Source organism: Daejeonella sp. (assembly GCF_017495225.1).
Lineage (GTDB): Bacteria > Bacteroidota > Bacteroidia > Sphingobacteriales > Sphingobacteriaceae > Daejeonella.
Window position 1 is genome coordinate 94,172 of record NZ_JAFEIG010000011.1, and the last position, 21,740, is coordinate 115,911.

Consider the following 21,740-nt stretch of genomic DNA (forward strand, 5'->3'; position numbering starts at 1 on the left):
ACAATAATCCACACGAATTAATAAATTAAACAATTAACTTTGCCTTTGATGTATGTGATTAAAGTTAAGGGAGTTGCAAAAATTCCAGATTACGTTCAACTTCGTGATGAAAAATTCACTTTGTTGGCCTATTTTCGCTTAGACAGACCTGAGAAAGCATTAGAAAAAGCTGGGTATGGAGAGCGTGCAGACTACATTATGGATAAAATTAAAGAATTGCCTTTTGGGCAAATTTTAAAACTTGAATTATGATAAGCAAGTCGGTTATAAAATTAGAGGGTGTTGACATTTATCAGCAGAAACATCTTGTTCTAAACAATGTAAATCTGGAAATCAACCCGGGGGAATTTGTCTTCCTTATTGGTCAAACGGGTTCTGGTAAAAGTAGCTTATTAAAAGTTATTTATGGTGAGCTTCACATAGCGAATGGCGAAGGTCAGGTTGCTGGCTTCGATCTAAAAAATCTGACAGATAAAGAAGTACCATTCCTTCGCAGAAAGTTAGGAATTGTATTTCAAGATTTCCAATTATTAACTGATCGTAGCATTGAGGAGAATTTAGAATTTGTACTTAAAGCTACTGGCTGGAATGATAAAAACCTTATTTCTACACGAATATTAGATGTTTTAGAGAAAGTCGGACTACGTTCAAAAGTTAAAAAAATGCCTCATGAGCTATCGGGAGGTGAACAACAACGCGTAGTTATTGCTAGAGCCTTACTTAATGATCCTGAGTTAATTTTAGCTGATGAACCTACAGGAAACTTAGACCCTGATACCTCTGAAGATATTGTTGGCTTATTGAAAGAAATCAGTCAATCGGGTACTGCGGTATTGATGGCATCTCATGATTATCACATCATCCGTACCTTTCCATCAAGAATTATTAAATGTGAAGGTGGAGCAATTCACCAGGATGCACAGATTTAATTAAATTCCAAAATAAGCATTTATTTTATGTCAGTTTGAGGGTATTTATACCTAAAATGCTGACAGCTTGACTGATTTATTTTTTGGCAAAAAAATTGTCATTAGATAATATGAAATTTTCAGAATTATTGAACAAAAAGAAGAAGAAAAATATGGAAGAGAATCAGACGACTGAAAATACAGATCAAAAAGATATTTTGGATGAAAATGAGGCAATAAGCAATGAAGTCCCTGAGACCGAACAGCAAGAAAATGCTAGTCCCGAAGCTGAACTTTCTGAAGAAGAAAAGCTAAAAGCTGAGGCATCTGAATGGAACAATAAATATTTAAGATTATATGCTGAGTTTGATAATTTCAAGCGTCGTACAAGTAAAGAGCGCCTGGAATTAATGCAAATGGCAGGTAAAGATGTTATTGTTGATATGTTGACAGTCTTAGATGATTTTGAAAGAGCTCAAAAATCGATGGAGACAGCCACAGATATTGAGGCGGTAAAAGAGGGTGTAAACCTGATCCACCTTAAGCTAAAAAACCTTTTAGCAAGCAAAGGCTTAAAGGAAATGAATGCAAAAGGCAGCGAGTTTGATGCGGATATTCATGAGGGTATCACCAATATTCCTGCTCCTTCAGATGATTTAAAAGGAAAAGTTATTGACGAATTAGAAAAAGGTTATTACCTGAATGACAAGGTGATACGTTTCGCAAAAGTTATTATAGGAGCATAAATTTTATGCCAGCCTTCATGCCCGGCTTATAAAAAAGGCATCGTCTTTATTGAAAAAAATGGCAAAAAGAGATTATTACGACATACTTGGAGTAACACGCAGCTCCACTGCAGATGAGATTAAAAAAGCTTATCGAAAAATGGCAATTAAATATCACCCAGATAAAAACCCGGGCGATAAACAGTCGGAAGAGAATTTCAAGGAAGCAGCTGAAGCCTATGAGGTTTTAAGCAATGCTGAAAAGAAAAGAAGATACGACCAATTTGGTCATGCCGGCGGCGCTTCAAGTCCCAATGGTGGCGGTGGCTTCGGCGGTGGCCACATGAATATGGAAGATATTTTCAGCCAGTTTGGAGATATCTTTGGCGGTGGCGGAAGTCCCTTTGATAGTTTTTTCGGCGGTCAGCAACAGAGTCGCGGTGGACGAAGAGCAGCACGTGGCAGCAATCTCCGCATCAAGGTAAAGCTCAGCCTAGAAGAAATTGCAAATGGCGTAGAGAAAAAAGTAAGAGTAAACAAGCAAGTTATTTGTGATACCTGCGACGGTAGCGGAGCAAAAGATAAATCATCATTTAATACTTGCCAGACTTGTAATGGTAGCGGGGCTGTTAGAAGGGTAACCAATACCATTCTTGGCCAGATGCAAACTACTAGCACCTGCCCTACTTGTAATGGCGAAGGAACTCAAATTACTTCCAAATGTACTTCTTGCCATGGCGATGGATTAACACGTGGTGAGGAAACCATCAGCATCAATATTCCTGCCGGCGTAAGTGAAGGCATGCAATTATCCATGGGTGGAAAAGGTAATGCTGCTCCTCGTGGTGGTACTCCTGGCGATTTGATTATTCTTATCGAAGAAACTCCTCATGAATCTCTAAAACGTGAAGGCAACAATGTAATTTATGATTTACACATTAGCTTCATTGATGCAGCTATCGGTGCAAGCATTGAAGTGCCTACCATTGATGGAAAAGCAAAAATTAAAATTGATGCTGGAACACAAGGTGGTAAAATATTACGTTTAAAAGGCAAGGGTGTGCCCGAAGTTAATTCTTACCATCGTGGCGATCAGTTGATTTATGTAAACATCTGGACACCAAAAGCACTTTCAAAAGACGAACTAGAAATCTTAGAACGATTGAAAGACTCTCCAAACTTTAAACCTCAACCAGGGAAAAATGAAAAGAGCTTTTTCGATAAAATGAGAGAATATTTCGATTAAAGAAAATAATTTAATATTTTATTAAAGCCATCCCGCAAGGATGGTTTTTTTATGCGTTCTATCAGCATACATAGAACATGAAAAATTATCCAATTCATTCAAAAATTTTACATCCAGAAGAATAAAATAAAGCCTTTTAACCCTCATTATTGATAGATTTGTATAGCATAGAAATTCAAAGGCATAAAATCTCAAAAATGATTCCAAGCATACTTAATATCAACAAAGGACTAAAATTAAGCGCATTATTTAGTCTCATTTTCAGTTTCAGTTTTGCACAAAGCAAAGTAGATTCGGTGCAAAAGGTAGATGAAATTATTATTCGTGCCTATCTTTCGGAACAAGCCATTTTACAGGTTCCTTCATCAGTAAGTCTCATATCAGCCAAACAATTGAGGAACCAGCCAGGAATTTCTATGCTCCCGGCGCTAAATTCAGTCCCAGGTATAAGAATGGAAGAACGCTCTCCGGGTAGCTATCGCCTATCGATTCGTGGAAGCTCTTTGAGATCACCATTTGGAGTGAGAAATGTTAAAATATACTTGGATGAATTCCCACTAACTGATGCTGGAGGTAATACCTACCTAAACTTAATCGATGTTAACAGCTTGAACAATATAGAAGTGCTAAAAGGTCCGGATGGTAGTCTTTTTGGAGCTAATTCAGGTGGTGTAGTATTAATGAATCCTGTAGATAAACGTGCAGATAGCTCTTGGGTAAATGCTGGAATTACAGGTGGCTCTTACGGTTTGTTTCAGCAGCAAGCGTCATTTCAGAAGAAATTCAAAAATCAATATCTAAACTTTAGTCAATCCTATCAAAGATCCGATGGCTACCGCGAGCATAGTGCCATGAATAGAAGCTTTGCTCAAATGATGTATCGGGTAAATTATGCCAAAGCAAATCAATTTCGTGTTTTAGCATTTTATTCTGATTTGGAGTATAAAACACCTGGCGGACTAACCTTGGCGCAATACAATGCTAATCCGAGAGCGGCGCGACCATCAACAGCAACAATTGCTGGTCCGGTAGCTCAGCAAGCAAGAATTGAAAATAGAACTCTTTATGCTGGGGTTGTAAATGAAGCACAAATTTCGAGCAATTTCAAACATGTTGCAGCTGTTTATGGTTCGAGCACCGATTATTTAAATCCATTTATCACAAATTATGAAATCCGTAAAGAAAATACGGGTGGAATTAGGACTTATTTTGAGTTACAAGGGAATAAAAAACAAGGATTTAATTGGAAGTGGAATGCGGGACTTGAATTACAAAGCACAGGAGCCGACATCGCAAATTATACAAATAACAAGGGGATAAAAGGTCTTCTGCAGGCCCAAGACAATATTATTTCGAATCAATTCTTCTATTTCACACGATTTGCAGCAAATATCAATGAAAAATTAAGTGCAGAAGTAGCAACTAGTTTAAACTACAATAATTATAAATTCTCAAAAGATTTTCAGCGCGGACAAGTCACCGAGCGAAAATTCAACCCTGAATTAATGCCAAGAATGGCACTTTCCTATAAAATAAGTGATAATTTAGCTTTGAGATCTTCCATAAGTAGAGGTTATTCGCCTCCAACAATTGCAGAAATTAGAGCATCTGATAATAAAATTAACACGAATCTGGAATCAGAAACTGGATGGAATTATGAAGCTGGCTTCCGACTCAGAAATAGAACGGATAGACTATGGCTTGACGCTTCCATTTTTCAGTATAAACTAGAAAATGCCATTGTTCGTAGAGTAAATGCTGATGATACCGAATTTTATTTAAATGCAGGTGGAACCGAACAAAATGGTATTGAAACGCAAGCAAGCTATTGGTTAATTGAGCCAGGTTCGAAAGGCATTATTTCGGGCTTGCAAGTTCAGAATAGCTATACTTTAAGTCGCTATTATTTTAAAAATTATATAAATGGAACAAGCAATTATTCAGGTAACCGATTAACAGGAACGCCTAGAACCGTATTAATCAATGGACTAGATATTCAACTCCAAAAGAATTTTTACTTATTCGCACAACACAATTATACCTCCAGAATTGCATTGAACGATGCCAATAGCGTTTTTGCAAAGTCTTTTAACCTAATCCACTTTAAAGCAGGCTGGAGAGCTGCAAAAATTGGAAAAACAGGATTAGATATTTTTGCCGGAGTTGATAACCTTTTAAATGAAACCTATAGCCTTGGAAATGACATCAATGCCTTTGGAGGAAGATTTTTCAATGCAGCGGCGCCGAGGAATTTCTTTGGAGGAATGAAAGTAAGATTATGATAATTTATAATTCATCCGATAGCTGGCTATCGGATGGGTTTACACAAACCTATCTTCCTTCAATTTCTCTGTCGGATTCATCATATAGCTAATCAATGTGCCATCATTTAATAACTCAACAACTCTAAATCCACGGTAAGGCGTGCCCCAATTACCTCCTACGTGAGAATCAAACATGAATGGGATATTATCAATCATTTTCACGCCATCTTGATCATGTTCATGACCATGCAAACCCGCACGCACATTAGGGTATTTCTTCAATAAATCAAAGAAATCAGGAGTATCAATGGCATGTTTTGAGACTTTAGCCTGAGGAATATGAAGAATCAAAATCACGTTCTTTTTGCTTTTGTACTTCTCCAATTGAGTCTCTAACCAAGCTAAATCTGGAGAAATATATTCGCCCTTTTCATTGGATGTATCGGCGAGAACAAATGCGGTATCTTTTACTTCAAAACTCAGGTTCAAAGGCATTCCCCACACCTCATTCCAAAATTCGCTTGTAACCATGTCATGATTACCTCTGGTGACATAATAAGGAACCTCTAATTGATCAATTTTCTTTTTAACAAGAGGCAAAAAGGACTTATCATCATGAATAATATCACCATTTATCACACAAAAATTAAGTTTATTGGTTTTATTAAACAAATTGATCTGACTAATTGCCTTTTCAGTCATTTCTTCAAAGGGAGTCTTGGCTTGACCATAATGAAAGTCGGATGCCACAACAAACCTTAATTTCACTTTCGACTTTAATGCAAAAACTTCAGCGGCCGAAAGATCTGTAAGCTTCCCACAAAGAAGCATGGCAGAAGCCATTGATAAGTGCTTGATAAATAGTCGCCTAGATGACTCTTTGATATTTTTGTCCATAAATTAAAATTGCTTTTAAAAGCTTAATAATCAAAGCGAATTGAAAATAAATTTAAAATATATTTTTTGAACCTAAGACACAAATATTTACCCTATGAATAATAGCTCAACAACATTAACAAGAATAATTACAGTCGTTTTTTTTATTTTTTTAATGGTTAGCGGACTATACTTCGCTAGGCAATTTTTAATACCGATAGCCATAAGTGCCCTACTAAGTATGCTGCTTATTCCCCTTTCAAACTACCTAGAGCGAAAAGGTATACATCGAATGATGGCAAGTATATTTTGTGTTCTTTTTATGATTAGCATATTTGGGGGAATAATTTATATCATTTCCTGGCAAGCAGCAGGAATATCAAGCAATTTGCAGGAAATTAGTCTGCGAATTCAGGAAATAATCATCGAAATCCAAACATTTCTAGCCGAAAGCATCGGAATATCCCAAGAAAGTCAAAAAATATGGATCGATAAACAAACAAGTAATGGAACAAATGACGCCTTTGTTTTGGCAGGATCCTTTTTAAGCTATTTAATGGGAATTATGATAAAAAGCATTTTGGTAATCGTTTACCTCTTTTTATTTCTCAGCTCACGATCGCACATAAAACAATTTATTCTTATGCTTGTCCCAAAAGAGGAGGTTAAAGAAACGGAGCGAATGCTATCTGATGCCGGTAAAGTATCCCAAAATTACCTCTCTGGATTAGGCATTATGGTTGTAATACTCTGGATTATGTATGGCATAGGCTTCAGCATTATTGGTGTGGAAAGTGCGATATTTTTTGCGGTGCTCTGCGGAATCCTTGAAATTGTACCTTTTATTGGTAATTTGACCGGCACAGGATTAACCATATTGATGGTCATCTCTCAAGGAGGAAGCAATAGTATGGTGCTTGGAGTATTCTTAACCTATATATTCATACAGTTTGTCCAAACCTATTTCTTAGAGCCCTTAGTTGTTGGTGCTGAAGTAAATATCAATCCACTTTTCACCATTTTAGTGCTGGTTTTCATGGAAATTATTTGGGGTATTCCGGGTATGATTATGGCTATCCCAATGCTTGGAATTGTAAAAATTATCTGCGACCATGTGAAGCCGCTAAAGCCCTATGCTTTTCTCATTGGGAAACATAAAAAATCATAAATTTTTCTTGAAAAACAGGTACAATTCTGCTAAAAGGGGGAATTAAATGCATATAATTGATGTTTTTTAGTAACAATAATCAATAATAAGAGTCTAAAGGCCAAAAACGAATAAAAATGCTAAGTATCAGAAATATCGTCAAGCAATATGCCAAACACCGTGCTTTAGACAATGTATCTATTGAAATTGAAGATGGATCTATCTTCGGGCTCTTGGGTCCGAATGGTGCAGGTAAAACCTCATTAATCCGCATCATCAATCAAATAACTGCTCCCGATCAAGGTGAGATATTTTTGAAGGGCGAAAAATTAAATCCCAAGCATATCTCCATGATTGGCTATCTCCCTGAGGAGCGCGGTTTATACAAAAAAATGGAGATTGGCGAACAAATGTTGTATTTGGCACAGCTCAAGGGACTCTCAAAATCGGATGCCACTTTAAAAATTAAGCATTGGTTTGAGAAAATGGAAATTGAAAGCTGGTGGCATAAAAAGGTAGAAGATTTGAGCAAGGGCATGCAGCAGAAAGTCCAGTTTATTGCTACCGTTGTACATGATCCTAAACTCATTATTTTGGATGAGCCCTTTTCAGGATTTGACCCAGTAAACGCACAACTCATTACAGATGAGATACTTGACTTAAATAAAAAAGGAGCGACAATTATTTTTTCTACCCATCGTATGGAATCAGTAGAACAATTATGTGATAGCATAGCCCTCATTCACCAATCGAAAAAAATATTGGATGGAAAAGTTAAGGATATCAAAAATCAATACAGAAATAATACCTATCGGATAAGTTTTAGTGGGAAATTAGAGCGCCAAGAAAATGATTTTTTCACTATTAATAGCGAGAAATTAGATGATGGCATTACCCATTTAACCATTCAGATTAAGTCGGGACATTCAGTAAATGATTTACTTCATTATTTAATGCCTCAAGTACAAATTTCTGAGCTCATGGAAATTATTCCGAGCATGAACGACATATTTATTCAGAACGTAAAAAATTAATCCAAGATGAACAAAACGCTACTAATCATACAAAGAGAATACCTAAGTAGAGTAAAGAAGAAAGCATTTTTAATCATGACTTTCCTTGTCCCATTATTAATAATTGCTATGTATGCATTGATATTTTTCCTATCAATGCGTGGCGGCGATAATACTCCAACGGTAGAAGTTATTGACGAAAGCGGAATTTTCAATAAAAGCTTCGAAAATAAGCGTTCCGTAAATTTTAAGTCCTCCACACTTTCGCTTTCTGAGGCCAAAAAAAAGGTTATAAATGAGGAAGAGGCATTTATACTTTTTATCCCTAAGGATATAAAAAGCGGCGGAAGCATTGAGCTTTTTGCTCAGAAGAATGCTGGTTTATCTGTTATCAGCAGCATTGAAAATCAGCTGAATGAACAAATGCGCGTGAAGCTTTTGCAGGATGCAGGAATTGATTCGGAGACGCTCGACAAAATCAAGCCAAACTTAAGCGTGGTTTCTAAAGAATTAACAGTGGAGGGCGAAAAAGATAGTAGCTCAGGAGCTGCCATGGCTGTAGGTTTCGCTGCAGCGATATTAATTTACATGTCGCTTTTTATTTATGGCATCCAGGTGATGAGGGGCATTATTGAAGAAAAAACTAGCCGAATTGTAGAGGTTGTTATTTCATCTGTAAAGCCCTTTCAATTGATGATGGGTAAGATAATCGGTATTGGCTTGGTAGGATTAACCCAATTTTTATTATGGATTGTTCTTTCTGTGGGATTGATGAGCATAGCTAGTACTATTTTATTTAAAGATCAGGTAGAACAAGAAAAATCTGAAATCCCAATGGCTGACCAATCGGCAGCTGCAGCCACACCGAAAGGTCCCGGTACCGACATTCTAAAAGCCCTACAAACCGTAGAGTGGAATTATATTTTGCCTGCATTTATTGTATTTTTCCTTGGCGGATACATGCTTTACTCGGCATTATTTGCAGCCGTTGGTTCTGCGGTAGAAACAGATACAGAAACACAACAATTTATGTTGCCCATTACATTGCCCCTATTATTTACCTATATCATGTCATTTAGCTTTATTGTGAATAATCCTGATAGCAGTCTTTCATTCTGGCTAAGCATTATTCCCTTTACCTCCCCTATTGCCATGATGGTACGACTTCCATTTGGCGTTCCAAACTGGGAGCTAGCCTTATCGATTGTACTTCTAATTGGCGGATTTCTTTTCACCACTTGGGTGGCATCACGAATTTATAGAGTTGGGATATTGATGTACGGAAAGAAAGTTAGCTTTAAGGAATTAGGCAAATGGTTTATGTACAACGAATAGTTATATTTAGCTGGATGAATTAATTAGCAACACATTTCACAATCAAAATGAACAATAGAATAGCCATCATCGATTTAGGCACCAATACCTTTCATTTATTGATTGTAGAAATTAATGGGAAAACTCCGATATTAATTCACCAGGAGACCATTCCCGCGAGCTTAGGCGAAGGCGGAATGAAAGATGGCAATATTAAGTCCTCTGCATTTGAACGCGGCCTAGAGGCTCTAAAACAGTTTAACAGGCAAATTGAGCTCCATCAAGCAAATAAAGTAAAAGCTTTGGCAACATCGGCTTTAAGATCTGCTTCAAATGGTGCAAAATTTATAGATCAAGTGCTTTCTGATACAGGAATCCAAATCGAACTTATTAATGGTGATCGCGAAGCCGAGTTAATCTATTCAGCTGTATCTGCAGCCATTAACATGGGAAGTAATACTAGTTTGATCATGGATATTGGCGGCGGAAGTGTTGAATTTATCATTTGCAATCAAGAGCAAATATTCTGGAAAAAGAGCTATGATATTGGTGCTGCAAGGTTGATGAATCGATTTCACCATTCAGACCCCATTTCAAAATCAGACATGGAGGACTTGCAAGCTTATTTAAATACTGTGTTGGAGGACTTGAAAAATGAGATACAAAAATTCAATCCCATTCAATTAATAGGCTCGGCGGGTGCATTTGAGACTTATGCCTCATTAATTGATGCCAATTTTAAAGCGAGTTTTGAAAAACCAGGGTTCCAGATTGATTTAAAGGAATTTGAAAAGATAGCTCAATATATTATTGAAAGTAAAAAAGAAGAACGAGCTAAAAACCCTGCTATACCAGAAATTAGAGTAAATATGATTGTGGTAGCCTGTTTACTAACGCGTTATGTTTTAAGTTTACACACCTTTCAAGAATTGAAACTTTCTACCTATTCAATGAAAGAGGGAATTTTATTCGAAATGATTAAAAATTAATCGACTAATTTCTGGAGTTCTGAATACAAACGCTGTGTTGGTAAACCCACAATATTGCTATAAGAACCATGAATTTTCTCTACCGCCACTAAGCCTATCCATTCCTGAATGCCGTAAGCACCAGCCTTATCCATTGGCGAATAAGTTGAAATATAATGCCTTATCTGCTCATCGCTTAAGGTTTTAAAAAAGACTTCAGAAATCTCATAAAAGCTAGTAAGCTGATGATTTTTCAAAAGGCAAACTGCTGTAATTACTTCATGCCTTTTGCCAGATAAATCAGAGAGAATTTCGAAGGCATGTTCTTCATTTTCGGGCTTTCCTAATATTTTACCGTCCAAACAAACAATCGTATCGGCAGTAATAACAATTTCATCATGGATTACTTCATCAAATGCCTTGGCTTTTTTCTCGGCAATATGAACAGCAATTTCTGTGGGAATAAGTCCCTCTGGATAAGTCTCATCCACATCTCTAAGCACCACTTTAAAGTCGATGCCCATTAATTGGAGCAGTTCTTGCCTACGCGGTGATTTTGAAGCTAAAATTATGGGTGAAATTTTGTTGAGCATATCCAGATATTTTGGTCAAAAATAAGAAAAGCGGCCGAAAGCCGCTTTTCAATTCAAAATTTTAATTTTTTATTCCTCATTCTGGCTCGATCTTGCTCAAGAATTACCTCAAAGTCTTTCCTTGAGCAAAAGCGAAAATTGAAACACTAATTAAGAGCCCCCAAGTCAAGAATATTTTTTTCTTCTATTATTTAAAAAGAGAAAAGAATATACGAAAAAAAGATGAATTTGTCAATTTTATTTAGTTGCAGAACCATCATCAGCAGATGGAAGCTGATCATGCCAAAGATTTTGAATCTTTAGTACTTTTTCAATAATGTCGCGCACACAACCCTCTCCCCCATTTTTGGGAGAAATATAGTGTGAAATTGCCTTAATTTCTTCGATGGCATCAGCGGGGCAGACTGCCAATCCGGCGAGTTTCATCACTTGAAGATCAGGCATATCATCACCTACAAATAATACTTGTTCTGGAGATAAATTATTCTCAAGGAGATACTTATTATACACCTCGATCTTTGAATCTAGTCCGAGGAAAACATCCTCAATACCTAAACCCTTTAAACGGTATTCAACACCTTTAGAACGTGCGCCAGAAAGTGCGGCAAGCTTCAAACCCCTTTTAACAGCGAGTTGGAGCGCATAACCATCTTTAATATTAAACTGACGCAGTTGCTCTCCAGATTCGGTAAGCAATAAAATCCCATTAGTAAGCACACCATCTACATCCAGAAGAATAGCTTTAATATGTTTAAGTTTTTCTAGAAACATATTTAGGGTCTTTTGTGGATTATAAATTAATGCTTAAGATATATTACTGATTATCACGCCATTCGTAAACCCAGGCGGACTGAATTTGCTCTAAATGCCCTTCATTGCTTTCTTCGCGAGTACCGGCAAAGTTTGGCAGACTTAAAACCCATTCAAGAAGGTCGGTAAACCTGATTCTATAGATTTTTGATTCACCGAAATCATCGCCAAACTTCTCATAAAGTCCCATAGCAATATCTTCATGGTCATTCCAATGAATTGGTAATTCAAATTTATCGTTTGCCATTTCTTATTTATTAATGTCCTAAAAATTGATGCTGATCAGGAAGAGTAACTTCAATATCACCGTTTATCACAACACATTGACATCCTAATCGGGAGTTTATGCGTGGATTTATTGCGCGATCTATAAAATCTTCTTCTTTATCTGAAATCTCTTGTAGAAAATCCATGCCTGAATTTACATATACTTGGCAGGTACTGCAACCGCAAACACCGCCACAATTATGCTGTAGTTCTATCCCATTATCGAGACAAACATCCAAAACCGACTCTCCTTCAGCGATGGGTAACTCCAAAGATGGCTTTGAAGTTTCCTCAAAATTGATTTTTAACTTAAAAATGTTCATTGATGCAAAAATAGCAATTTAAATTCAGCCTTTCGAACGCTCTTGCAAATTGACTATGCTCTGACTTAATTTTTTATAGATATCCTGCATTTCAGGATTGTTTTTCAATAGGTCGAGATGAGCATTTACAGTTTCCTGATCACCGCGCGAAGCCGGACCGGTTTGCATTTTTAAAGGATCATTCGATTGAACTTTAGCTGCTGTTTCGGCAATTAAAGGCCTTAAAAGATCAAAATCTAGGTTCTGTTCTTTCAATAATTCTTGCCCTAGGGCATAAAGATGATTACTGAAATTACAAGCAAATACAGCCGCAATATGCAATGATTTTCTTTGTTCAGAACTTAATTCAATCACCCTTTCTGAAAGACGATCAGCAATAGCATGGATTGTAGATGTTACTTCTGGGGTATTTCCTTCAATAGCAAATGGAATTTGTCTGAAATCTACCACCTTTGTCTTTGAGAATGTTTGTAATGGATATAAAACACCATATTTTGAGGATGAACCCTCTAAAACATCTATTCCAGTCGAACCAGAGGTATGAACAATTAACTTATCACTAACTTTTAATTCACGAGCTAGTACATTGATAGCCTCATCTTTTACCGAAATAATGTATAGATCTGCTTTTCTATCCAAATAATCAAAATCTGAAATAGCTGTTGCAGCCAAATTATCGGCAAGCTCGCTTGCATGCTCAATATCACGGCTCCAAACCTGAACAATATCTTGTCCCGCTAATTTGAAGGCACGACCCAATTGCGTAGCTACATTGCCGCTACCAAGCAATACAATATTCATTAGGCTTGCTTAAATTCTTTGTTCCTACGGAAAATTGATAAAATGAAGCCAATCACCATAATGATTGTACCACCCCAGAATAAATTAATGTATGGGAACTCAATGGCCTTTAATACTACCCAAGCCTTTTCAGCTTTAGGTTTCTGATAAAGCATTAACTCCAATTTATTTTTATCAGGGAAAACATTGGTGAAACGAAATTTTAAGCCCTTTTCATCCACTTTTTTACCAAAATCAAATTTAGAACCATCTTTTAACATGTAAATTGGCTCTGAAGGATATGTTTTACCGTCCGAATTGACTTCCAACTGCAAACCGATGGCAATATCATTCTCGCCAAGAGGAATATTTTGAACTTTTGCATCCCGATTTATCCCTTTCACCACAATATATCCTTCTCTAAATCTTAGGGTATCGCCGATATTTATTTCATAGGTTACAGGCTTCTCATAATTCTCATCATCCGAATGACCTTCATGCTCTTCATGATCTTCCTCTTTAAGAGGAACGCTACTTACGTGCGTATAAATATCATGGAACAAATAATGCTTGGTATCTGGAGATGCAATAATCTGTCGCATTTTAGCATTAACCTGAGCATTTGGATAAAGAGTAAAATTCTCCTTTTCCTTACCTGATTTTTCGTCTAAAACCTTATAATTGATTCTATAATAGGTATTTACACCCTCTACCGAATCACCTAAATAGGTTACAGTATAACGATCCATTTTTACTGGTTCATCTTGGTAAAGAATAATATTTTCACGAGGATTATTGTTTTTTGCGAACTCATCACCAAAGCCAATCCCGGTATTATTGATGGAAACCACTTTATTTGTTGCGGCAGCTACGAGAGCACCGACTAATAAAAGAGCGAATCCGATATGTGCTACTGCCGAACCTGCTAAACGCCATTTACCAGCAAAAGCATCACCTAAAATTCTGGCATTGGCAACAATTGAAAATATAGCCGCAAAAGTTAAGAGGATATACATCACATTAGAATAGATATTCATGATGTAAACTGCCGCTGCGGTAATAAAAATAGATAAGACAAAAGAAACAGAAATACTGATGTAAAACTTCTTAGGATCTGTTTTCTTATACTTCAAATATTGAGAAAAAGCCGAAATTATGGCAATAACTACTGCAAAAGGTACCTGCCATTTATTATAATGTGCGATAACATCAGCTGGAGGTGCAATTTCTGTCCCGAATACTGCATTAAACACCGGAACCGACGTAGAAGCTAGAATTTGCAAGCAAGCGATTGAAATGACTAAAGCCCCAATGAACAACCAAAATTCGCGGGAATAGGTCTCCTCATCTTTTTTAGTAATAGGAAGCTCCTTCCAGCGAATAACCAGAAAGAAAATAGATAGGAAAAAGAAGACGAAAATATATAAAACAAGATGCCAAAACATCCCTAAATCTGTAAATGAATGTACAGAAGTTTCACCTAAAATACCGCTTCTAGTTAAGAATGAAGCATATAAAACTAGCACAAAGCTAATTAGAACTAGGAAAGTAGCTGTAAAATATGAGTGTCCAGAATTCTTGTAAGCAATTAAAACGTGTACCGCTGCAATGAGAGTCAGCCAAGGTATAATGGAAGCATTTTCTACAGGATCCCAAGCCCAGAAGCCACCAAAGTTTAGTGCCTCATAAGCCCAGAATGAACCCATGATGATACCTGTACCCAAAATCATTACCGCGAATAAAGTCCAAGGTAAAGCAGGCTTAACCCATTCAGAATATCTCTTTTCCCATAGTCCCCCGATTGCATAAGCAAAAGGAACAATCATAGATGCAAAGCCTAAAAACAAGGTTGGTGGGTGAATAACCATCCAATAGTTCTGGAGCAAAGGGTTAAGACCATTACCATCAGTTATTACACTTAAATAATCGCCACGCTGAAAAATCGGCCCAGGCATTGCATCTCTCAATAAAATAAAAGGAGAGCTACCAATTTTAAGTCCGAAAACCTCCACCCCTACAAGCATCGAAGCAATAAATGCTTGAGATAACATCATGATAGTCATGACAGAGTTTTCCCAAGATTTGGCTCTCTTAAAAATAATAAAACCTAAGAAAGACTGCCAAAACATCCAAAGCCAGAAACTACCTTCTTGTCCTTCCCAAAAAGAAGAGATGATGTAGTAAACAGGCAAAATTTTAGATGAATGCGCCCATGCATAGTGATATTCGAATAGATGATTGTAAATGATATAATAAAGCGAAGAGCCGATACCAATTACAGCTAGAATATTGATAAGAAAAGCAAGTCTTGCAATTTTCTTCCATCCTTCAGAGCTTGCTCTAACAAGCGAATCTTTTGAAAGATTTGTAGTCGTAGCAAAATAATATGCAATAGTTGACAGCAAGGCTGTGCAAAACGATAAAACGATAAAGAATTGACCAATCTTTCCAGGAAGAAGGTTTTCTCCAATAAATTGTATATCCATTAAGATTTAATTTTGGGCGGTGGTAGCCGAAACTTCAGTAACTTCTACCTCATCGGCTGTATATTTCGATGGGCATTTCATTAAAATTTTTGAGGCATGAAACTCATTACCAACCATTTTACCGGTTAAAACTATTTGTTCAGATCGCTCAAAATCTTGAGGCTTTGATCCATTAAACACCACTTTACTCTCACGCCCTTCATTGTCGCGCATGTAGAATGCAAAGTAATTAGCATCTTGCTTAGGATCATAAAAAAGCTCTTTTTCTTTGTTTAGCTGACCAACAACATGTAATTCTGAAGTCGACTCTTTGGCATCTTTAAATGAGCCATAGGTGCTAGAATCAGCATATGTGCTAATAATTATACCAATCGCTAATGCGATTATTAAAATACCTGCTATAGAACTCTTCTTCATGGCACTCGGTTTATATAACGAATCAAATAATAATGCAAAAATACTAATTAGTAAACATTGGGAGTAAATATAACAAGAATGTTTCTATATTAGAATCATTCTAAATAAAAATGGAGCGAAATATTTAAATCCCGCTCCATTCCCAATATAAAAAGACCAATTATGGCCAAATTCCCATGTTCATATATGAAATTGCAACCTTATCGATTGAGCTTACAAAAGCGGCAGTTCTTAATCCATCAATTTTAGGATTAGCCATTTGCACATCTCTAATTTCATGGTAAGATCTAATCATGGTATCTTCCAATCCAGAATTTACTAATTCAAGTTCGGTAGCACCTTTAATAATCAGACTTCTTTGTACCGCATCAAGAGTAACACCTGTAGTTTTTTCAACCATGTTAACCAAGTTTAGGTTAGCATTTTCTTCATAGCGCTTATCCATTCTTCCGAAAGCAACATGCGAAAGATTTTTAAGCCACTCAAAATACGAAACTGTTACTCCACCGGCATTACAGTACATATCTGGTATAATGATACAACCTCTATTCATTAATACTTCCGCTGCTTCGGGAGTTGTTGGTCCGTTAGCCGCTTCAGCAATAATTTTAGCCTTGATATTAGCCACATTGCTAATTGTAATTTGATTCTCTAATGCTGCAGGCACTAGGATATCACAATCTTGCTCTAATCCTTCGGCAGAGTTTTTAAATTCTTTTTGAGCACCCGGAAAACCTAAAATTGAGCCTGTCATTTTACGATGCGTAAACACCTCATCTAGATTTAGGCCTGAAGAATTATAGATTGCACCTTCGTACTCGCAAATTCCGACTACCGTAGCACCAAATTCAATTAGATACTTAATGGTATGATATCCCACATTACCAAGACCTTGAACAATTACGCGCTTACCCGACATGCCGGCGGTAAGACCCATTTTCTTCATGTCTTCTGCGATATCAACGCACTCGCGAATGGAGATAGCTACTCCGCGACCAGTTGCTTCTTTTCTACCGGCAATGCCATGCAATGCCAAAGGCTTTCCAGTAACACAACCCAAAGCATCCAACTGACCAGGATTCATTGTTTGGTAAGTATCAGCAATCCAGCTCATTTCACGCTCACCTGATCCATAATCTGGAGCTGGTACGTCAATTGCGGGACCGATAAAATTCTTTTTTATTAATTCAACAGTGTACCTACGAGTAATGGTCTCAAGTTCGGCAGTGGTGTATTCTTTAGGATTAATTTTTATCCCACCCTTTGCACCACCAAAAGGAACATTTACAATGGCACATTTGTAGGTCATTAATGCTGCAAGTGCCATTACTTCATCCTCATTCACCATTTCGCTGTAGCGAATACCACCTTTTGTTGGCGATTTATGATGTGAATGCTCTACCCTCCAGGCGTCAATAACCTCGAAACCATTTCCTCTGCGAATTGGGAAACGAAAACGATAAACACTATTGCATGATCTGATTTGGTCAAGCAATCCTTCAGGATGAGAAGTAAATTGTGCTGCATGATCAAAAAACTGGCAAACATCACCGAAAAACGATGTATCTGAGTGCGCTGCGTCTATAGACTTAGCCATAAAATTAATTTATAAGTTTGAATAATTGGTTTTTCTGGTACAAAGTTGAAAGAAAAAAGTCGATACTTAAAATGAAAATTACTTAGTGTATAAAGTACATATTCATCGAAAACAGAAAAATCTTATTTTAAAGATTTTAAAGCTTGATTTTCGACTATTTTTGCTTCTCAATTTTTTTTAATCGATTATCAATTGAGAACAAATAAATTGCAATTCCTATGAAAATAACTGCAAGAACCATCACTACTACATAGATTTTCCCTGATTCTCTGAGTTCGGTTGCCATATCAACCCCATTCGAGTTTTGAGCAAAAGCTACTATTGATAATGATAAGATAAAACAAATTGCGAGGATAACACTTTTCATGTGGCAAGAATTTAATTTAAAAATTTGTTTATATTTTTTATTTAAAAGAAATTAATTTTCTCCTAGTGTTTTATTTTCAATTTTCCGAATACGGTATCGAATATTTGTAATCCAAACACCCATTAATATCCAACCTAAAACTGCGGGATAAAATACAGGTCTCAATTCTGGAGCCATATCCTTTGTATTAAAGCCTGGGTTTCCTCCGTTTCCGGGATGCAGCGAATCGGTTAATCGTGGTAAAATAAATAGTAATACCACCATAATTGGGAAGGCAAAAATATTATAAACAGAAGATATTCTGCCACGTTTTTGTTCTTCTTCAAGAGAATTTCGCAGGACTAAATAAGCTAGGTACACGAGTAGTGCAATTGCAGCACTATTTTGTTTCGGATCATTACTCCAAGCCTCCCCCCATGTAAATTTGGCCCATACTGCACCAGTAACAAGTCCTAATACGCCAAAAACAATGCCAACATTGGCACTTTCAACAGCCATTAAATCATCATTTTCGTTGGAATTCCGCAAGTAACGTACACTGTAAACAAATGAAATTGTTAACATCACAATCATAGAGAACCACATAGGCACATGAAAGTGAATATTGCGAATAGTTTCATTTAAAATTGGCTTCGCGGGAACATGAAAAAGAAAACCAGCAATTATGGAGAATAGTACAAGAAGTACAGCCAAAATCTTCCACCAACTTTTATTCATAGCATTGTATTTTAATCGCGCCAAAGGTAAGGAAATAACAATAAAGAAGTAGTGACTACAATCACATTTATAGCCAAAATAACGCCAATTTCATCATAAGAAACCGACCTATCTAGACCATCCATTGCATTTTTTGAGAATTTGATCAAAACAACCAGCAAAGGAATAACCAATGGAAAACTTAAAATAGCCATTAGTCCGCCACCATTACTCGCCTTCGAAGCAATTCCAGAAATCATCGTGAAAATGGAAGCAAAACTGATGCTTCCCAGCAATACTGAAAGCAGATAAAACATCGGGTCGCCCATAGGATTATTGAAAACGAGGGAATAAAAGCCCAATGCTATCATCGAAAGGAGAATCATCAGGAAAATATTATAAATTATTTTGGAGATGATGATTGCCTTCGGACTAGCGATGGTATAATAATAAAGCTGTCTGGCGCGACTTTCCTGAATAAAACTTTTGGTAATTGCATTTACAGAGGCAAAGAGCATAATTATCCAGAATAGGGCATTCCAAGTCTGGGCGCTACTAACCTGACGAAAAGCTAAGTAGCAGACAAAAACGGTAGAAACCACGTATAAAAGTATTCCGTTCAAAGCATATTTTGAACGCAATTCAAGCATGATTTCCTTCCGGATTAAGAACTTTATTTGATTAAATAAATCCATCGCGACAAATATAAACTTTGAATTTCAGTTTTAGGTATTTAGCTGCTAGATTCCAAGATTTGTATGTAAATTGGAGCAATGTTTTTATCTGCACTAGAGAGTCCGATAGGGAAAATAATCATCAAAGCGACTGAAATTGAAGTTTTTTCAATCAATTTCACAGAAGATATTATTGAAGAAAATCCGAGTAAAATAAGTGAATTAACTAAAAAACAGCTGATTGAGTATTTTGAGGGCAAAAGAAAATCGTTCGATTTCCCAATGGATCAATCGGGCACTGATTTTCAGAAAAAAGTATGGCTTGAGCTTCAAAATATCCCCACAGGAAATACGATAAGCTATGCAACTTTAGCTAAAAGATTGGCAAATCCACTAGCTATTCGTGCCATTGCGGCGGCTAATGGGAAAAATAAGCTTTTGTTAGTCGTACCCTGCCATCGTGTAATTGGCAGTGGCGGGAAGTTAGTAGGATTTTCGGCCGGATTATGGCGCAAAAAGTGGCTTTTAGAACATGAAACAAGAATGACTATGCTGGGACAGTCATTCTTGAATTATAAATTTTGAGGATTATTTTCCTGCTGTTCTCGGCGCTAATTCTACGTGGTAGCGAACAAGCTCATCTATAGGAGAGCGAATAATTTTACCCACTGTCATGCCGTATTCAATAGCAGTTTCTTCTAGTACATTTCTGAAATTATATCCCACAGAACCTATGCAATTGAAGGTATAATCTTTATAATTTGGATAATGACTGACTAAATTTTCAAAGAAATCAACAAAGGAAGTCTTTACAATTTTCCTTGAATACTCAGCATGAACATTATTATCGTAAACAAACTTACTGAAGCTAGCACAAAAACGGTTGGCTAGAGGCTTAGTATAAACCTGATCGGTAATTTGTTCAGGAGTTAATTTATAAGTCTCCCAAAAACGCTCTCTAACTACTTCAGGCATATATCCACGAAGGTAATCAGTCAATAATTTCTTACCGATATAGCATCCACTACCTTCATCACCTAAAATATAGGCTGCCGAATCAATGTTTAATGATATGTCTTTACCATCATATAAACCTGTGTTTGTACCAGTTCCTAATATTGCTGCAAATCCAGTATCCAAACCTAGTAAAGCACGAGCAGCAGCTAAAAGATCATGACCGATGTAAATGCTAGCATTTGTAAAAACATTTGCCATGGCATCAGACACGATTTTTAGTTTATCATCTGTAGAGCAACCTGCACCGTAATAATTTACTTCAGTAACTTGATCTAAATCCAAATCTGAAGGAAGATCCTTAAAAAGAGACTCGGTAATATATTCTGTGCTTACAAAATATGGGTTATACCCTTCTGTATTAAAATAAATTTTTTGACCAGCATCATTTAATAAACACCAATTGGTTTTGGTTGAGCCGCCGTCAGCAATAATGATCATAATTTTATATATTAAAATTTAAAGGTATAAAATATTACTTATTGTCAAAAGGACACTATGTATTTTTATTGAATAGTTGGCAGTTGCCAGTTGTCAGTTATCAGTTGTCAGTTATCAGACATGTGGCATCTGTTATCCGGTGGCTGAGGTTTTCGAAGCCGGGAAATGAGTTGTGAGTTATCGGTTGGCAGTTATCAGTTGTCAGTTATCAGTTCAGACATACGGCATTGGTTAACCGGTGGCTGAGGTTCTCGAAGCCGGGATATGAGTTGGCAGTTGCCAGTTGTCAGTTATCAGACATGCGGCATTGGTTAACCGGTGGCTGAGGTTCTCGAAGCCCGTTATCAGTTAGCAGTTATCGGTTATCAGTTGTCAGTAATACGGCATTTGTTAACCGGTGGTTGAGGTACTCGAAGCCCGATATCAGTTAGCAGTTATCGGTTGTCAGTTATCAGACGCGGCATTTGTTAACCGGTGGCTGAGGTTCTCGAAGCCCGTTATCAGTTAGCAGTTATCGGTTGTCAGTTATCAGACGTGGCATTGGTTATCCGGTGGCTGAGGTTCTCGAAGCCGGGATATGAGTTGGCAGTTGCCAGTTGTCAGTTATCAGACATGCGGCATTGGTTAACCGGTGGCTGAGGTTCTCGAAGCCGGGATATGAGTTGGCAGTTGTCTGTTGTCAGTTGTCAGACATACGGCATTGGTTAACCGGTGGCTGAGGTTCTCGAAGCCCGTTATCAGTTAGCAGTTATCGGTTGTCAGTTGTCTGTTGTCAGTTGTCAGACATACGGCATTGGTTAACCGGTGGCTGAGG

General features: G+C 37.0%; 23 protein-coding genes. 10 read left to right on the plus strand and 13 right to left on the minus strand.

Going from position 1 to position 21,740, the window contains the following annotated elements; all coding sequences use genetic code 11:
* The first annotated feature begins 48 nt into the window (after window positions 1–48).
* From QZ136_RS04530 to QZ136_RS04550, 5 genes are all read left to right on the plus strand, one after another.
* Window positions 49–252, plus strand: coding sequence for a fructose-6-phosphate aldolase (locus tag QZ136_RS04530; RefSeq protein ID WP_291400815.1), 204 nt, complete (start codon window positions 49–51; stop codon window positions 250–252).
* Window positions 249–929, plus strand: a complete 681-nt coding sequence (locus QZ136_RS04535) for an ATP-binding cassette domain-containing protein (RefSeq protein ID WP_291400817.1) — start codon at window positions 249–251, stop codon at window positions 927–929. Before QZ136_RS04530 ends, QZ136_RS04535 begins: the two co-directional genes overlap by 4 nt.
* A 110-nt stretch (window positions 930–1,039) precedes the next feature.
* Window positions 1,040–1,654, plus strand: coding sequence for a nucleotide exchange factor GrpE (locus QZ136_RS04540; RefSeq protein WP_291400819.1), 615 nt, complete (start codon window positions 1,040–1,042; stop codon window positions 1,652–1,654).
* Window positions 1,655–1,712: 58 nt separating this feature from the next.
* Window positions 1,713–2,879 carry a molecular chaperone DnaJ gene (gene dnaJ, locus QZ136_RS04545; protein WP_291400821.1) on the plus strand — a complete coding sequence of 389 codons (1,167 nt, stop codon included), beginning with the start codon at window positions 1,713–1,715 and terminating at the stop codon, window positions 2,877–2,879.
* A 197-nt stretch (window positions 2,880–3,076) separates the two neighbouring features.
* Window positions 3,077–5,161 (plus strand): TonB-dependent receptor, encoded by a 2,085-nt coding sequence (locus tag QZ136_RS04550; RefSeq protein WP_291400823.1) that lies wholly within the window; start codon window positions 3,077–3,079, stop codon window positions 5,159–5,161.
* A gap of 39 nt (window positions 5,162–5,200) precedes the next feature.
* On the opposite strand, the gene QZ136_RS04555 is transcribed toward QZ136_RS04550, so the two are convergent.
* Window positions 5,201–6,040, minus strand: coding sequence for a metallophosphoesterase (locus tag QZ136_RS04555; RefSeq protein WP_291400824.1), 840 nt, complete (start codon window positions 6,038–6,040; stop codon window positions 5,201–5,203).
* A 94-nt stretch (window positions 6,041–6,134) separates the two neighbouring features.
* Here QZ136_RS04555 and QZ136_RS04560 point away from each other — a divergent pair, with 94 nt between their 5' ends.
* The 4 genes from QZ136_RS04560 to QZ136_RS04575 all read left to right on the plus strand — a co-directional run bounded on the left by QZ136_RS04560 (window position 6,135) and on the right by QZ136_RS04575 (window position 10,482).
* Window positions 6,135–7,187, plus strand: a complete 1,053-nt coding sequence (locus tag QZ136_RS04560; protein ID WP_291400826.1) for an AI-2E family transporter — start codon at window positions 6,135–6,137, stop codon at window positions 7,185–7,187.
* Between the two features lie 116 nt (window positions 7,188–7,303).
* The gene (locus QZ136_RS04565; protein ID WP_291400828.1) at window positions 7,304–8,200 is read left to right on the plus strand and encodes an ATP-binding cassette domain-containing protein; all 897 of its coding nucleotides are present in this window, start codon (window positions 7,304–7,306) and stop codon (window positions 8,198–8,200) included.
* Window positions 8,201–8,206: 6 nt separating this feature from the next.
* Window positions 8,207–9,514, plus strand: coding sequence for an ABC transporter permease (locus tag QZ136_RS04570; protein WP_291400830.1), 1,308 nt, complete (start codon window positions 8,207–8,209; stop codon window positions 9,512–9,514).
* A 47-nt stretch (window positions 9,515–9,561) separates the two neighbouring features.
* Complete coding sequence (locus QZ136_RS04575; RefSeq protein ID WP_291400832.1) at window positions 9,562–10,482, plus strand: exopolyphosphatase; 921 nt, start codon at window positions 9,562–9,564, stop codon at window positions 10,480–10,482.
* Here the strand turns inward: QZ136_RS04575 and QZ136_RS04580 are convergent.
* From QZ136_RS04580 to QZ136_RS04630, 11 genes are all read right to left on the minus strand, one after another.
* The gene (locus QZ136_RS04580; RefSeq protein ID WP_291400834.1) at window positions 10,479–11,054 is read right to left on the minus strand and encodes a Maf family nucleotide pyrophosphatase; all 576 of its coding nucleotides are present in this window, start codon (window positions 11,052–11,054) and stop codon (window positions 10,479–10,481) included. The genes QZ136_RS04575 and QZ136_RS04580 overlap by 4 nt on opposite strands.
* A 237-nt stretch (window positions 11,055–11,291) precedes the next feature.
* A complete protein-coding gene (locus tag QZ136_RS04585) occupies window positions 11,292–11,825 on the minus strand; it encodes an HAD-IIIA family hydrolase (protein WP_291400836.1) in 534 nt (177 codons plus the stop codon).
* A 43-nt stretch (window positions 11,826–11,868) separates the two neighbouring features.
* A complete protein-coding gene (gene iscX, locus QZ136_RS04590) occupies window positions 11,869–12,111 on the minus strand; it encodes a Fe-S cluster assembly protein IscX (RefSeq protein WP_291400838.1) in 243 nt (80 codons plus the stop codon).
* Window positions 12,112–12,121: 10 nt separating this feature from the next.
* On the minus strand, window positions 12,122–12,454 hold the full coding sequence (locus tag QZ136_RS04595) for a 2Fe-2S iron-sulfur cluster-binding protein (RefSeq protein WP_291400840.1): 333 nt from the start codon (window positions 12,452–12,454) through the stop codon (window positions 12,122–12,124).
* Between the two features lie 24 nt (window positions 12,455–12,478).
* Window positions 12,479–13,255: a Rossmann-like and DUF2520 domain-containing protein gene (locus QZ136_RS04600; RefSeq protein WP_291400842.1), complete on the minus strand. Its 777-nt coding sequence runs from the start codon at window positions 13,253–13,255 to the stop codon at window positions 12,479–12,481.
* Window positions 13,255–15,720 carry a cytochrome c biogenesis protein CcsA gene (ccsA, locus tag QZ136_RS04605; protein WP_291400844.1) on the minus strand — a complete coding sequence of 822 codons (2,466 nt, stop codon included), beginning with the start codon at window positions 15,718–15,720 and terminating at the stop codon, window positions 13,255–13,257. Before ccsA (QZ136_RS04605) ends, QZ136_RS04600 begins: the two co-directional genes overlap by 1 nt.
* Window positions 15,721–15,726: 6 nt before the next feature.
* Window positions 15,727–16,137 carry a cytochrome c maturation protein CcmE gene (locus tag QZ136_RS04610; protein WP_291400846.1) on the minus strand — a complete coding sequence of 137 codons (411 nt, stop codon included), beginning with the start codon at window positions 16,135–16,137 and terminating at the stop codon, window positions 15,727–15,729.
* Window positions 16,138–16,297: 160 nt separating this feature from the next.
* On the minus strand, window positions 16,298–17,734 hold the full coding sequence (locus QZ136_RS04615; RefSeq protein WP_291400848.1) for a Glu/Leu/Phe/Val dehydrogenase: 1,437 nt from the start codon (window positions 17,732–17,734) through the stop codon (window positions 16,298–16,300).
* A 154-nt stretch (window positions 17,735–17,888) separates the two neighbouring features.
* Entirely contained in the window at window positions 17,889–18,101 is a 213-nt protein-coding gene (locus QZ136_RS04620) for a CcmD family protein (protein WP_291400850.1), read from the minus strand.
* Between the two features lie 51 nt (window positions 18,102–18,152).
* On the minus strand, window positions 18,153–18,818 hold the full coding sequence (gene ccsA / locus QZ136_RS04625) for a cytochrome c biogenesis protein CcsA (RefSeq protein ID WP_291400852.1): 666 nt from the start codon (window positions 18,816–18,818) through the stop codon (window positions 18,153–18,155).
* 11 nt (window positions 18,819–18,829) lie between these two features.
* Window positions 18,830–19,492: a heme exporter protein CcmB gene (locus QZ136_RS04630; protein WP_291400854.1), complete on the minus strand. Its 663-nt coding sequence runs from the start codon at window positions 19,490–19,492 to the stop codon at window positions 18,830–18,832.
* A gap of 78 nt (window positions 19,493–19,570) precedes the next feature.
* Here QZ136_RS04630 and QZ136_RS04635 point away from each other — a divergent pair, with 78 nt between their 5' ends.
* A complete protein-coding gene (locus tag QZ136_RS04635) occupies window positions 19,571–20,056 on the plus strand; it encodes a methylated-DNA--[protein]-cysteine S-methyltransferase (protein ID WP_291400856.1) in 486 nt (161 codons plus the stop codon).
* A gap of 3 nt (window positions 20,057–20,059) precedes the next feature.
* Here QZ136_RS04635 and QZ136_RS04640 read toward each other — a convergent pair whose 3' ends face one another.
* Window positions 20,060–20,926 (minus strand): N-acetylglucosamine kinase, encoded by an 867-nt coding sequence (locus QZ136_RS04640; RefSeq protein WP_291400858.1) that lies wholly within the window; start codon window positions 20,924–20,926, stop codon window positions 20,060–20,062.
* Between the last annotated feature and the right edge of the window lie 814 nt (window positions 20,927–21,740).